General features: G+C 64.6%; 11 protein-coding genes. 10 read left to right on the top strand and 1 reads right to left on the bottom strand.

Features of this window, described 5'->3' with window-relative positions; translation table 11 throughout:
* The first annotated feature begins 158 nt into the window (after positions 1 to 158).
* Positions 159 to 998: a shikimate dehydrogenase gene (locus Q7U29_RS00160; protein ID WP_304737215.1), complete on the top strand. Its 840-nt coding sequence runs from the start codon at positions 159 to 161 to the stop codon at positions 996 to 998.
* A gap of 197 nt (positions 999 to 1,195) precedes the next feature.
* Here the strand turns inward: Q7U29_RS00160 and Q7U29_RS00155 are convergent, their stop codons facing one another.
* Positions 1,196 to 2,332 (bottom strand): alpha-hydroxy acid oxidase, encoded by a 1,137-nt coding sequence (locus Q7U29_RS00155; RefSeq protein ID WP_304737214.1) that lies wholly within the window; start codon positions 2,330 to 2,332, stop codon positions 1,196 to 1,198.
* 101 nt (positions 2,333 to 2,433) lie between these two features.
* Here Q7U29_RS00155 and Q7U29_RS00150 point away from each other — a divergent pair, with 101 nt between their 5' ends.
* The 9 genes from Q7U29_RS00150 to Q7U29_RS00110 all read left to right on the top strand — a co-directional run bounded on the left by Q7U29_RS00150 (position 2,434) and on the right by Q7U29_RS00110 (position 13,480).
* Positions 2,434 to 2,601, top strand: coding sequence for a hypothetical protein (locus Q7U29_RS00150; RefSeq protein WP_304737212.1), 168 nt, complete (start codon positions 2,434 to 2,436; stop codon positions 2,599 to 2,601).
* Between the two features lie 216 nt (positions 2,602 to 2,817).
* The gene (gene glmM / locus Q7U29_RS00145) at positions 2,818 to 4,164 is read left to right on the top strand and encodes a phosphoglucosamine mutase (RefSeq protein ID WP_304737211.1); all 1,347 of its coding nucleotides are present in this window, start codon (positions 2,818 to 2,820) and stop codon (positions 4,162 to 4,164) included.
* A 100-nt stretch (positions 4,165 to 4,264) separates the two neighbouring features.
* Complete coding sequence (locus Q7U29_RS00140; protein ID WP_304737209.1) at positions 4,265 to 5,509, top strand: MFS transporter; 1,245 nt, start codon at positions 4,265 to 4,267, stop codon at positions 5,507 to 5,509.
* A 345-nt stretch (positions 5,510 to 5,854) separates the two neighbouring features.
* The gene (locus Q7U29_RS00135) at positions 5,855 to 6,682 is read left to right on the top strand and encodes an outer membrane protein (RefSeq protein WP_304737208.1); all 828 of its coding nucleotides are present in this window, start codon (positions 5,855 to 5,857) and stop codon (positions 6,680 to 6,682) included.
* A gap of 226 nt (positions 6,683 to 6,908) precedes the next feature.
* Complete coding sequence (locus tag Q7U29_RS00130; RefSeq protein WP_304737206.1) at positions 6,909 to 7,733, top strand: outer membrane protein; 825 nt, start codon at positions 6,909 to 6,911, stop codon at positions 7,731 to 7,733.
* 86 nt (positions 7,734 to 7,819) lie between these two features.
* Complete coding sequence (locus Q7U29_RS00125) at positions 7,820 to 8,410, top strand: glutathione S-transferase family protein (protein ID WP_304737217.1); 591 nt, start codon at positions 7,820 to 7,822, stop codon at positions 8,408 to 8,410.
* A 249-nt stretch (positions 8,411 to 8,659) separates the two neighbouring features.
* Positions 8,660 to 9,832: a phosphoserine transaminase gene (locus Q7U29_RS00120; RefSeq protein ID WP_304737205.1), complete on the top strand. Its 1,173-nt coding sequence runs from the start codon at positions 8,660 to 8,662 to the stop codon at positions 9,830 to 9,832.
* A 155-nt stretch (positions 9,833 to 9,987) separates the two neighbouring features.
* Positions 9,988 to 11,577 carry a phosphoglycerate dehydrogenase gene (gene serA, locus Q7U29_RS00115; protein WP_304737204.1) on the top strand — a complete coding sequence of 530 codons (1,590 nt, stop codon included), beginning with the start codon at positions 9,988 to 9,990 and terminating at the stop codon, positions 11,575 to 11,577.
* A gap of 238 nt (positions 11,578 to 11,815) precedes the next feature.
* A complete protein-coding gene (locus Q7U29_RS00110; RefSeq protein WP_304737202.1) occupies positions 11,816 to 13,480 on the top strand; it encodes a mucoidy inhibitor MuiA family protein in 1,665 nt (554 codons plus the stop codon).
* Positions 13,481 to 13,482 lie beyond the last annotated feature (2 nt).

Genomic DNA, 13,482 nt, shown 5'->3' with positions numbered 1-13,482 from the left:
CGCCAGTTCGACCGCATGGCCGAAGTCACCGGCCGCGCCGCCGACCAGATCATCGCCGCCCATTCAGTTGCGGCGTGATGCGTCGGCATTGACAGCGCCGCCGGCATGCCCGATCTCACTGGCGGCGCCTGCATTCGGGTGCCGCCACGGGATCGACGATGACAGCCGCACCAAAAACCCCCGCCGCGTGCCTGATCGGATGGCCGGCGGCGCATTCGCGCTCGCCGCTGATCCATCATTACTGGCTGCGCACCCTCGGCATCGAGGGCGGCTACGTCATCGAGGCGGTGCCGCCCGACGAGTTCAAGGATTTCGTGTTCCGGCTGTCGCTGCGCGGCTTCGTCGGCGCCAACGTCACCCTGCCGCACAAGGAGCGCGCGCTGGCGCTGTCGAAACCGGACGAACGCGCCCGCGCCGTGGGCGCCGCCAATACGCTGTGGTACGAGGACGGCGAGCTGCGCTCGACCAACACCGACATCGAAGGGTTCATCAACAATCTCGACGCCTGCGCGCCCGGATGGGACCGCGCCGGAGACGCCCTGGTGCTGGGCGCCGGCGGCTCCTCGCGCGCGGTGGTGTTCGGGTTGCTGGAGCGCGGCATCAAGCGCGTGCATCTGGCCAACCGCACGCTCGATCGCGCCCGCGCACTGGCCGACCAGTTCGGCGACGTGCATCCGATCGCGTGGGAGGCGATCGGCGAGGTGCTGCCGCGCGCGGGTCTGCTGGTGAATACCACGTCGCTCGGCATGCATGGCCAGCCTCCCCTCGGGATCGACGTAGGCCTGCTGCCGCCGCACGCCGTGGTCGCCGATCTCGTCTACGTGCCGCTGGAGACGCCGTTGCTGGCCGCCGCGCGCGGCCGCGGACTGCAAGTCGCCGACGGGCTCGGCATGCTGCTGCACCAGGCGGTGCGCGGCTTCGAACTCTGGTTCGGGCAGCGGCCGCAGGTCACATCAGAACTGCGCGCGCTGGTCGAGGCCGATCTCGGGAAAGCTTGAGCATCGCGATGAGGCGGCTTCAGCCCAACTCTCTCAACGCGTCGTCCCTGCGAAAGCAGGGACCCATACGCCGTGTCGGCGCGTTTGGCGACACTGTTGATACAGTCGTCGAAAACATCAACAACGGTGGCTATGGGTCCCGGCTCGGCGCTCGCGTTGCTCGCTGGGCCGGGACGACGATAGAATTTGGGTTCGGCCTAAATCGCCAGCACGTGGTCGTCGATCTCGGCGATGGTGTTCACCCCGCACAGGCCCATGGTGACGCTGAGTTCGTTGCGCAGGATGTCGAGCGCCTTGCCGACACCGGGGCCGCCGAAGGCGCCGAGGCCGTGGATGTAGGCGCGGCCGATCATGCAGGATTTGGCGCCGAGCGCCAGCGCCCGCATCACGTCCTGGCCGGAGCGGATGCCGCCGTCGAACATGATTTCCATCTGCGCGCCGACGGCGTCGACGATCTCGGGCAAGACCTCGATCGACGACGGCGCGCCGTCCAGCTGGCGGCCGCCATGGTTGGAGACCACCAGCGCCTGCGCGCCGGTCTTGGCCGCTTCCTCGGCATCCTCGACGTCGAGAATGCCCTTCAGGATCAGCTTGCCGGGCCAGATCGAGCGGATCCACTCGATGTCTTTCCAGTTCAGCGAAGTGTCGAACTGGGTCGCGATCCAGGTCCCGAGCGCGGTGATGTCGTCGGTGCCCTTGAGATGGCCGACCAGGTTGCCGAAGGTGCGGCGCTTGCCGCGCAGCACGCCGGCGACCCAGGCCGGCTTGCTGGCGAAATCGACCAGTTTCGACAGCGACCATTCCGGCGGCACCGTCATGCCGTTCTTGATGTCGGCATGGCGCTGGCCGATCACTTGCAGATCGACGGTCAGCACCAGCGCGCTGCATTTCGCGGCGATGGCGCGCTCGATCAGCGCCTTGATGAAGCCGCGGTCCTTCATGACGTAGAGCTGGAACCAGAACGGCTTGTCGACATTGGCGGCGACGTCCTCGATCGAGCAGATCGACATCGTGCTCAAGGTGTAGGGAACCCCGGCGGCCTGCGCGGCGCGGCAGGCGTGGATTTCGCCGTCGCCATATTGCATGCCGGTCAGCCCGACCGGCGCCAGGATCAGCGGCATCGCGGCGGGCTCGCCGAGGATGGTGGTCGAAAGATCGCGCTTCGAGACGTCGACCAGGATGCGCTGGCGGAATTTGATGGCCTGCAGGTCGTCGACATTGGCCCGGAGCGTGTCCTCGGAATAGGAACCGCGATCGGCGTAGTCGAAAAACGCCTTCGGCACTTTGCGCTTGTGGACCTGGCGCAGATCCTCGATGCAGGTGATGTGTTTCATAAGCGTTCCCGGCCCTCGTTGTCTTGTCGCTTTGACTGATCATCTAGCACGCTTGGGGGCCCGGCAAAATCGCCTTACGTGAAGCCGTCGGGAGGGCGTCCATGACCGGACCACGTTCCGCCCGCAGCGACGCCGAAGCCGCCGGGAAGCGCCGGCTGGACCGGGCGCTGGAGGAGGGACTGGAGGAGATCTTTCCGGCCCGGAATCGGGTCAGCGTCACCCAGCCGGTGCCCGCCAAAGCCGGCCACCGCGTCGAGCGAAGCGAATAACCGGCCTGCCGGCAGGGTTCCTGCCAGGGCGTAATTCTTTTAATAACAACACGTTAGGTCCAAAATTGCAGTTCAGCCGCCGGTAATGATTCATCATATTTTTTGAAGCCATTTTAGCTCCGGAGGCACTATAACCCCCCTTACACGCCATGGTAGGCGGGCGTTCGCGGTTTCTCGCCGGGTGGTTGGAGAAGTCGCGGCGATGTTGGGGGTATCATGAGCCGCAAATATTTCGGGACGGACGGGATTCGTGGCCGTGCCAATGGTCTGATCACGCCGGAGCTGGCGCTCAAGGTCGGGCAGGCCGCGGGCCTGGTCTTTCAGCGCGGCGAACATCGCCACCGCGTCGTGATCGGCAAGGACACACGGCTGTCCGGCTACATGATCGAATACGCCATGGTGGCCGGTTTCACCTCGGTCGGCATGGACGTGCTGCTGCTCGGCCCGATGCCGACGCCGGCGGTGGCGATGCTGACCAAGTCGATGCGCGCCGATCTCGGCGTGATGATTTCGGCTTCGCACAATCTGTTCGAGGACAACGGCATCAAGCTGTTCGGTCCGCAGGGCTTCAAACTCTCCGACGACGTCGAAAAGCAGATCGAACAATTGCTCGACGAGTCCCTCGACAAGAGGTTGGCGCAGAGCGCCAGCCTCGGCCGTGCCCGCCGCATCGACGGCGTCCACGATCGCTACATCGAATTCGCCAAGCGCACACTGCCGCGCGATCTCAGCCTCGACGGCTTGCGCGTGGTGATCGATTGCGCCAATGGCGCGGCCTACAAGGTGGTGCCGGAAGCGCTGTGGGAGCTCGGCGCCGACGTCATTTCCATCGGGGTCGAACCCGACGGTTTCAACATCAACAAGGAATGCGGCTCCACCTCGCCGGAAGCGCTGAGCCGCAAGGTGCGCGAGATGCGCGCCGACATCGGCATCGCGCTCGACGGCGATGCCGACCGGGTCATCCTGGTCGACGAGCGCGGACACACCGTCGACGGCGACCAGCTGCTGGCGGTGATCGCGCAGAGCTGGAAGGAAGACGGCCGGCTCGCCAAGCCCGGCATCGTCGCCACCGTGATGTCGAATCTCGGGCTGGAGCGCTTCCTCGACGGGCAGGGCATCGAGCTGATCCGCACGCCGGTCGGCGACCGCTATGTGCTGGAGCAAATGCTGAGCCGCGGCTACAATGTCGGCGGCGAGCCGTCCGGCCACATCATCCTGTCCGACTATGCCACCACGGGCGACGGCTTCGTCGCCGCCCTGCAGGTGCTGGCGGTGGTGCAGAAGCTGCGCCGCCCGGTATCGGAAGTCTGCCATCGCTTCGACCCGCTGCCGCAGATCCTGAAGAACGTGCGCTACCGCAGCGGCAAGCCGCTCGACGACGCCGAGGTCAAATCCGCCATCGTGGACGGCGAGAAGCGGCTGAACGGCCATGGCCGACTGCTGGTGCGCTCCTCCGGCACCGAGCCCGTGATCCGGGTGATGGGCGAGGGCGATGACCGCATCCTGGTCGAGGAAGTGGTCGATCACATCGTCTCCGCGCTCGGGCACGCCGCGGCCGCGTAAGCCCGCGATCGCATCGCAGCCATTATCGATTGGCGCTGGTGGGCGCGGCGCCGCCGTCGTAGGAGGACTGATTGCTCTTCCGAATCCGGGATTTTGGCCGTTGAACAAGCCCGTCATCGTCAATGAAGAGGCGCTGGCCGCGCCGGTGGCGGTGCCCGGCCTCACCACGGCCGCCGCCGCGACGGGGCCGGTCTATGTCGTGCTGGTGGGCATCAGCCTGTCGCATTTTCTCAACGACACCATGCAGTCGCTGATCGCATCGGTGTATCCGATCCTGAAGGAGAATTACGCGCTGGACTTCGCGCAGATCGGCATGATCACGCTGGCGTTCCAGTTCACCGCGTCACTGCTGCAGCCGGTGATCGGATATTTCACCGACAGGAAGGCGCAGCCGTTCTCGCTCGCCATCGGCATGGGATTCACGTTTTTCGGCTTGCTGCTGCTCAGCGTCGCGCAGCAATACCCGGTGATCCTGATCGCGGCGGCGCTGGTCGGGCTCGGCTCGGCGGTGTTCCATCCGGAGTCGGCGCGGATCGCCCGGCTGGCCTCCGGCGGGCGTTACGGTTTCGCGCAATCGGTATTCCAGCTCGGCGGCAGCTTTGGGACCTCGATGGGCCCGCTGCTCGCCGCATTGATCGTGGTGCCGTTCGGCCAGCCCAGCATCGCCTGGTTTTCCTCGATCGCGTTCCTGGCGATCATCATCCTGTGGCGGATCGGGCTGTGGTACCGGCCCCAGATCACGACCAGGAAGGCGCCGCCGCCGTCGCATCCGGACGCGCCGAGTTCGCGCCGGGTCAAGATCGCGCTGCTGGTGCTGGTCGCGCTGCTGTTCTCCAAGCAGCTCTATGTCTCGAGCCTGTCGAGCTATTACATCTTCTATCTGATCGAGAAATTCCAGGTCTCGACCCAGCAGGCCCAGCTCTATCTCTTCCTGTTTCTCGCCGCCAACGCCGCCGGCGCCTTCTTCGGCGGATCGCTCGGCGATCGTTTCGGCCGCAAATACGTGCTCTGGTTCTCCATCCTCGGCGCGCTGCCGTTCACGCTGGCGCTGCCCTATGCCGGGCTGTTCGCCAGCGCGGTGTTGACGGTGCTGATCGGCCTGATCATTTCGTCAGCGACGTCGTCGATCATCGTTTTTGCGCAGGAGCTGGTGCCGCACCGCTTGGGAATGATCTCCGGGGTGTTCTTCGGATTTGCATTCGGCATCGGCGGTGTCGGCGCCGCCGCGCTCGGCAGGGTCGCCGACCATACCGGCCTCGAATTCGTCTATCACGTCTGCGCGTTCCTGCCGGCGATCGGACTGCTCGCGGTGTTCCTGCCGAAGATGCCGAAAGCGGCACGCTAACGCCGGCGGTTTGCGCGGGGAGCGCGGAATTTCCGTCAACACATTGTTAGCGATTGAGACGGTTCCGCCATTTTTGCGCAATCGGTTTCATCGCCGCAAGAAATTTCACAGCCGCCAACGGAAAAAACGCAATCCGCATTTGCCGCGTGCGGTAGCGCGACAAATTATTGAAATTCCGCATGATCTCGCCGCCGGCCGCGCTTGCGGGGCAGGTCGTACGCAACGGATTATCAACCTTAATAATTAGGGTTAAGTGCCGCTTAAGTATTTTGGGGCATCGTCCGACCGTGAGTTTTTGATGTGAGGCCTCCGTTGTCTGCCTCACCGGACAAAAGGACGAAGCCAATGCGTAGCGTTAAGTTTCTCGTTGCCGCCGGAGCGGCATCAATGTTGTCGTCGGTGGCGTTTGCCGCCGACATGGCCATCATGCCGCCGCCGGCATACGCGCCGCCTCCGGTCGTCGAGGACTTCGGCGGCTGGTACCTGCGCGGCGATATCGGTTTCAGCAATCAGAAGGTCGAGCGCCTCAACAACGCGCTCGATGCGGGTCTTACCACCCAGAGCCAGACCCACAACTTCAACACCGCGGGCATCTTCGGCCTCGGCGTCGGTTACAAGGTCAACAACTGGTTCCGCGCCGATATCACCGGTGAGTATCGCGGCAATTCGCAGTACTTCGGCAAGGACAACATCACCTATCCCGGCGGCGTTGGCACCGATACCTATCACGCCACCAAGAACGAGTGGGTGGTGCTCGGCAACGCCTATGTCGATCTCGGCACCTGGTGGTGCATGACCCCGTTCATCGGCGCCGGTGTCGGCGGCGCGCGGGTTGCCATCAACGGCTTCACCGACCAGAGCATTGCCAACAATGGCGGCGGCGCGCTGCCGGGTCTGGCCTACGGCGACAACGTGGCGAAGTGGAATCTGGCCTGGGCGCTGCATGCCGGTGTCGCCTACAAGGTCACGCCGAACTTCACCGTCGAACTGGCCTATCGCTATCTCGACATGGGCGACGGCCTGACCGGCGACCTGCGCACCTTCGACGGCGTCAACGGCGTCAACAACCCGATGACGTTCAAGAACATCACCTCGCATGACCTCAAGCTCGGCGTACGCTGGGATCTGAGCAGCCCGCCGGTCTACGCGCCGCCGCTGATGCGCAAGGGCTGATCGAGCCTCATCGCTTAACACTTCTTAACGGCGCGGGATCTTCCCGCGCCGTTTGGTTTGTGCGGCCGGTGCGATTCCGCAGGAAAACCTGCCGCCGGATTTGCTGCTCGGATAAATCGCAGTTTTTGCGACAGAAGATGCCGGTCGAGGGCCCGCGACAACCATTGGTTAAGGTTAACGGGGGATGATCAGCGCCAGGTCAGAGTGTGTTCGATGGAGTGTTGCGATGCGTAGGATTTTGCTGGCGGCGGTATTATTCGGAGCGGCGTCTTGCGCCGAGGCGGCAGACCTGTCGGATCTCCCGATCCTGCGCGGCGCCCTCACTGAAGGGCTGGCCAGCCGCCCGGCCAACTGGCAGGGCGCCTACGTCGGTGTCCAGGGCGGATACGGCACTTCCAACATGAACTTTTCGGGCTCGACGCGCACGGTCGCCGCGAGTCTGTTGTCAGGCACTGAAATGGAGAGCCAACAGCAGATTTCGTCGTGGCCTATCATGGGGAAAGCCTCGGTCCATGGTAACGGGTACGGCGGGTTCGCAGGCTATAACTCGCAGTGGGACGACGTCGTTGTTGGTTTCGAAGCAAGTTACTTGCACGGCAAGTTCGGCGGATCGCAGACCGGTACGATGGCGAGATTTTTCTCGCTGCCATCCGGCTCCACCAATAGCGCCACGTATCAAGGCACTTCGTCAATCTTGATATCCGACATGGCCTCGCTACGTGCCCGTGCCGGCTATGCGTGGGGCGCCTTCCTTCCCTATGCGTTCGGCGGCGTAGCGCTCGGACAAGCCAACATCACCCGGACCGCCCGCATTTTCGGTACCCAGGTGAACCCGGCGAACCCTCCTCCGTTTGACAATGTACCGTTCGATATCAGCGCGACCGAAGCCATGAACAGCAAACTGATCTACGGCTATTCTTTCGGCCTCGGCGTCGACGTGCAATTGATATCGTGCCTGTTTTTCCGGGCGGAGTGGGAATATGCCCGCTTCACAACGGTCGTCGACACCAACGTCAGTACCGGCCGCATCGGTCTCGGTTACAAATTCTGATTCATCTGCCTGACGCGTCCGCGGCGCGCTATTGACAGAATTCCCTTTGCCTGTTGCTCTGTCGTATCAGCGGATGGCAGCAGATGATGAAAATCTACGGCGATACCAATTCCGGCAATTGCCTGAAGGTGAAATGGGTCTGCGATCATCTGGCGCTGCCCTATGAGTGGATCAGCGTCGATACGCTCAAGGGCGAGACCCGCACCACGGAGTTTCTCAAGCTCAACGGCGCGGGCCAGGTTCCGACGGTCGTGTTCGACGACGGTCGCGTGCTGGCGCAGTCCAACGCCATCATTCGCTACCTCGCCCGCCGCAGCGATCTCATTCCCAAGGACGACTTCGTCGCGGCGAAGATGGACGAGTGGCTGTTCTGGGAACAATACAGCCACGAGCCCTATGTCGCGGTGTGCCGGTTCCAGATGGTGTATCTCGGCAAGGCGGCCTCCGACCTCGATCCGGACAAGATCAAGCGCGGCTATTTCGCGCTGGCGCGAATGGAGCATCAGCTCGCCTTGACGCCGTTCCTGACCGGCGACGCGGTCACGCTCGCCGACGTCTCGCTGCTGGCCTATACGCGGGTCGCGCACGAGGGCGGCTTTCACCTCGACGGCTATGCCTCCATCCGGCGCTGGATCGGCGAGGCCGAACGGGCGCTCGGGTTGCCTCCGGCAGGCTAAGGCGTTTCGATTCCGGCATCTGGATTCGCAAATCGCTGCGGCGATAGCGCCGGCATACCGAGCGTCACCGACCTGTGATCCCGAGATCATACCCGATTCCAGGGGTCCACCTGATTCCAGGGTCACACCTGATCCCCGGTGCACTACCTGATTGCCCGAAACTTCCTTGACGATTCCCGGCGTTTCCCCTAATGACCGCGGCGGGACACCTCCCCCCAACGGGAGGCTAGCTATCTGGAAGGATAGAACATGACTGCTGCGAAGCCCGCATTGCGGCCCAACGTGCCGCATTTCTCCTCCGGCCCCTGTGCCAAGCGCCCCGGCTGGACCCCCCAAAATCTCAAAGACGCCGCCCTGGGCCGTTCGCACCGCGCGAAAATCGGCAAGGCCAAGCTGAAGCTCGCGATCGAATTGACGCGCGAAGTGCTTGAAGTGCCCGCCGGTTACAGGATCGGCATCGTGCCGGCGTCGGATACCGGCGCGGTCGAAATGGCGCTGTGGTCGCTGCTCGGTGCGCGGCCGGTGACGACGATCGCCTGGGAATCCTTCGGCGAGGGCTGGGTCAGCGACATCGTCAAGGAATTGAAGCTCAAGGACGTCACCAGGCTGCATGCCGGCTATGGCGAAATTCCCGATCTTTCCAAGGCCGATCCCGCTTCCGACATCGTCTTCACCTGGAACGGCACCACCTCCGGCGTGCGGGTTCCCAACGCCGACTGGATCAGCGCCGACCGCCAGGGCCTGACCATTTGCGACGCCACCTCGGCGGCGTTTGCGCAGAAGCTCGACTGGGCCAAGCTCGATGTGGTGACCTTCTCCTGGCAGAAGGCCCTGGGCGGCGAGGCCGCGCACGGCATGCTGGTGCTGTCACCGCGCGCGGTGGCGCGGCTCGAGAGCTACACCCCGACGTGGCCGCTGCCGAAAATCTTCCGCATGACCAAGGGCGGCAAGCTCAACGAGGGCATCTTTGAAGGCGAGACCATCAACACCCCGTCGATGCTGTGCGTGGAAGACTATCTCGACGCGCTGAACTGGGCGAAGTCGGTCGGCGGCCTCAAGGGCCTGATGGCGCGTGCCGACGCGAATACGAAAGTGCTGGCCGACTGGAAGGCGAAGACGCCGTGGATCGATTTCCTGGCGAAAGATCCGGCGATCCGTTCCAACACCTCCGTGTGCATGAAGGTGGTCGATCCCGCCATCACGTCGCTGAGCGCGGATGCGCAAGCTGACTTCTCCAAGAAGCTGGTTGCTTTGGTGGAGAAGGAAGGCGCCGGCTACGACTTCGCGCATTATCGCGATGCGCCCGCGGGCCTGCGGATCTGGTGCGGCGCCACGGTGGAAGCCGGCGACGTCGCACTGCTGACGCAGTGGATCGACTGGGCGTTCGCGGAAATGAAGGCCGCGATTCCGAAGGCGGCCTAAACCCAATCCCACTCAATTGTCGTCCCGGGCAAGCAGCCCTTCGCCGCGCGACCCGGGACCCATAACCACCAGCAGGGAGTATGGGTCCCGGCTCTACGCGCCAAGTGGCGCTTCGGCCGGGACGACGCTTCAATTTTTCCAGAGGACTATCCCAAATGACAAAGCCCAAGGTTCTCATTTCCGACGCGCTGTCGCCCGCTGCCGTGCAGATCTTCAAGGATCGCGGCATCGAGGTCGATTTCCAGCCCAACCTCGGCAAGGACAAGGACAAGCTCGCCGAGATCATCGGCAATTACGACGGGCTGGCGATCCGCTCGGCCACCAAGGCCACGGCAAAAATCATCGAGAAGGCGACGCGGCTGAAGGTGATCGGCCGCGCCGGCATCGGCGTCGACACTGTCGACATTCCCGCCGCGACCGCCAAGGGCGTCATCGTGATGAACACGCCGTTCGGCAATTCGATCACGACCGCCGAACACGCCATCACCCTGATGCTGGCGCTGGCGCGCGAAATTCCGCAGGCCGACGCCTCGACCCAGGCCGGCAAGTGGGAAAAGAACCGCTTCATGGGGGTCGAAATCACCGGCAAGACGCTGGGCGTGATCGGCTGCGGCAATATCGGCGCGATCGTCGCCGACCGCGCGCTCGGCCTGCGCATGAAGGTGATCGCGTTCGATCCGTTCCTGTCGCCGGAGCGCGCCAGGGATATCGGCGTCGAGAAGGTCGAACTCGACGAGCTGCTCAAGCGCGCCGATTTCATCACGCTGCATACGCCGCTGACCGAGAAGACGAAAAATATTCTCGACGCGGCGGCGCTGGCGAAAACGAAGAAGGGCGTGCGCATCGTCAATTGCGCGCGCGGCGGGCTGGTCGACGAGCAGGCGCTGGTCGATGCGCTGAATTCCAAGCATGTCGCGGGCGCCGCGTTCGACGTATTCGTCGAGGAGCCGGCCACCACGAACGTGCTGTTCGGCCATCCCAACGTGATCTGCACCCCGCATCTCGGCGCCGCCACCACCGAAGCGCAGGAAAACGTCGCACTTCAGGTCGCCGAGCAGATGTCGGATTATCTGTTGAGCGGCGCAATCTCCAACGCGGTCAATTTTCCGTCGATCACGGCGGAAGAGGCGCCGAAGCTGAAGCCGTTCATCGAACTGGCCGAGAAACTCGGCTCGTTCGCCGGCCAGCTCACCGAGAGCGGTATCCTCAAGGTGCAGATCACCTATGAGGGCCATGTCGCCGAGATGAAGATCAAGGCGCTGACTTCGGCGGCGCTGTCGGGCCTGCTGCGGCCGATGCTGGGCGACGTCAACGTGGTCTCGGCGCCGGTGGTGGCCAAGGAGCGCGGCATGGTGGTCGACGAGATCGTGCGCGCGGCGCAGAGCGATTACGAAAGCCTGATCACGGTCACCGTCACCACCGAGCGGCAGGGGCGCTCGGTGTCGGGCACCGTCTATGCCGACGGCAAGCCGCGGCTGGTCGACATCAAGGGCATCCGGGTCGATGCAGAGTTCGGCAAGTCGATGATCTACGTCACCAATGAGGACAAGCCCGGCTTCATCGGCAAGTTTGCCGGCCTGCTCGGCGACGCCAGACTCAACATCGCCACCTTCCATCTCGGCCGCAACGCGCCGGGCGGCGACGCCATCGCGCTGGTCGAGGTCGACGGCGCGGTGCCGGCAGAGGTGCTCGCCAAGGTGCAGGGGTTGCCGCAGGTCAAGCAGGCCAAGGCGCTGGTGTTCTAAGAGGCGGATCTTTTCTTCACCCTCCCCCTCGAGGGAGGGTGAAGTAATTCTCGCTGCCGATCGCTCCCCGGCCGCCGCCGCGGCGCCGCCCTGGCCGCGCCTTACGGTTACCTCAATCGAACCGGTTCCATGGCCGCGGCGTCTCATCACAGGTGGTGATGCTACCTTTGCCTGTCCGGCGCGCCGGACCGGGCAAGGGCCTTGCGCGCGCCGCGCCGGGATTTGAGGGAGGGAATTCATGCCGACGATTGCGAACATTGTTGCAACCACCAGCCTGGTGGCGCTTGCCAGCCTTGCTGCCATGTCGGCGCAGGCGGCCGAACTCGCGGCCACCTCGGCCGTCGATGCCGTCACGGTCTATCCCGATGGCGCCAGCGTGACGCGCCTGATCACGCTCGACCTGCCGTCCGGCGACAGCACCCTGGTGGCGAAGGATTTCCCGCTGACGCTGGATCCGTCCTCGCTGCGGGTCGAGGGCGAGGCGGGCGCGAAGTTCACCATCGGCGCCATCGATACAAGGCCGCCGCGTGCAGCACCACCGGTCAACCTGCCGGAACTGGACAAGCGCATCGAGGCGCTGAAGGACGAACGCGCCAATCTTGCAGGCGCGATCAATGCCGCCACCGCGCGCCGCAAATTTGCCGAGCGTTTTGCCGAATCCTCTCCCGCAGGGCTCGGCGACAAGGGTGAGGCGCGTCCGATCGCCGAATGGCGCGCGGCCTTTGCCGCGGTCGCCGAGGAAGTCGCCGGCGCGGACACTGCGATCCGCGACGCCGAACGCAAGCAGCGCGACATCGACCGCGAAATCGCGCGGCTCGAATCCGACCGCGCGACCAAGCCGCCGAACAAGCTCGAGGTCCGGATCGATCTCGCCGCAGCGACAGCCGCGAAGGCGACGCTGCGGGTGACCTATGCCGTACGCCAGGCGCGCTGGGCGCCGCTGTACGACGCCCGGCTCGATACCGGAACGAAGGACCGCAAGCCGGGGCTCGAACTGGTGCGCCGCGCCGAGATTACCCAGAGCACGGGCGAGGACTGGTCGAATGTGGCGCTGGCGGTCTCAACCGTCCGCACGGCACGCGGCGGCAGCGCGCCTGAATTGAATTCGCTGATCGTAAAGTATCCGCAACCGCCGCGCCCGCTGGCCGGGGGCGCCCTCTCGGATGCCGCCAAGCCTCGCTCGATGCAGGCCCCGATGTCGGCCCCGATGGCGGCGGAATCCGTTGCCAGGCGCGCCGACGAGCAGGAGGCCGCAGTCGAAGTCGGCGGCTTCCAGGTCACGTTCCGCATTCCGGGCCGTGTGAGCCTTGGCGCCAGCGAAGGCGCCAAGAGCCTGCGTGTTTCCACCGCGACCATCGCGCCTGATCTGGCGGTGCGATCCGCGCCGGTCAGGGATCCCTCGGCGTTTCTGGAAGCCCGGTTCGTGCAGGGCGAGGATGCGCCGCTGCTGCCGGGCCGGGTCTCGATCTATCGCGACGGCGTATTTGTCGGCCGCGGCCAGATGGCGAGCGCGGCCAAGGGCGAGCCGGTGCGGCTCGGGTTTGGCGCCGACGACAAGATCAAGATCGAGCGCACCGTGGTCAAACGCAACGAGGGATCGGCGGGCCTGATCGTGACGACGTCGAAGACCGACGAACGCAGTTTCAAGACCACCGTGCGCAACGGCCATGACTTCCCGATCAGGATCGCGATCGAGGACCAGCTACCGGTCAGCGAGAACGAGGAAATCCAGGTCGAGATGCTGCCGTCGACGACGCCACCGACCGCGACCAATCTGCGCGAGCGGCGCGGCGTGCTGGAATGGGCGTTCGAGGCCAAGCCCGGCGAGGTCAAGGACATCGCGTTCGCCTGGCGCGTGCGCTGGCCCAAGGACAAGGGCGTCGTCATGATGCCGGGCGGGTAGGG

Origin of the sequence: Bradyrhizobium sp. (assembly GCF_030654605.1) — a bacterium.
In the GTDB taxonomy this organism is placed as follows: domain Bacteria; phylum Pseudomonadota; class Alphaproteobacteria; order Rhizobiales; family Xanthobacteraceae; genus Bradyrhizobium.
This window is presented reverse-complemented; position numbering and strand designations above follow the sequence as displayed.

Excerpts from the sequence above, each read along its gene's own strand:
- Q7U29_RS00160 (WP_304737215.1), top strand. The coding sequence starts at position 159 with ATGACAGCCGCACCAAAAACCCCCGCCGCGTGCCTGATCGGATGGCCG.
- Q7U29_RS00135 (WP_304737208.1), top strand. The coding sequence starts at position 5,855 with ATGCGTAGCGTTAAGTTTCTCGTTGCCGCCGGAGCGGCATCAATGTTG.
- Q7U29_RS00150 (WP_304737212.1), top strand. The coding sequence starts at position 2,434 with ATGACCGGACCACGTTCCGCCCGCAGCGACGCCGAAGCCGCCGGGAAG.
- Q7U29_RS00110 (WP_304737202.1), top strand. The coding sequence starts at position 11,816 with ATGCCGACGATTGCGAACATTGTTGCAACCACCAGCCTGGTGGCGCTT.
- Q7U29_RS00130 (WP_304737206.1), top strand. The coding sequence starts at position 6,909 with ATGCGTAGGATTTTGCTGGCGGCGGTATTATTCGGAGCGGCGTCTTGC.
- Q7U29_RS00125 (WP_304737217.1), top strand. The coding sequence starts at position 7,820 with ATGAAAATCTACGGCGATACCAATTCCGGCAATTGCCTGAAGGTGAAA.
- serA (WP_304737204.1), top strand. The coding sequence starts at position 9,988 with ATGACAAAGCCCAAGGTTCTCATTTCCGACGCGCTGTCGCCCGCTGCC.
- Q7U29_RS00155 (WP_304737214.1), bottom strand. The coding sequence starts at position 2,332 with ATGAAACACATCACCTGCATCGAGGATCTGCGCCAGGTCCACAAGCGC.
- Q7U29_RS00120 (WP_304737205.1), top strand. The coding sequence starts at position 8,660 with ATGACTGCTGCGAAGCCCGCATTGCGGCCCAACGTGCCGCATTTCTCC.
- glmM (WP_304737211.1), top strand. The coding sequence starts at position 2,818 with ATGAGCCGCAAATATTTCGGGACGGACGGGATTCGTGGCCGTGCCAAT.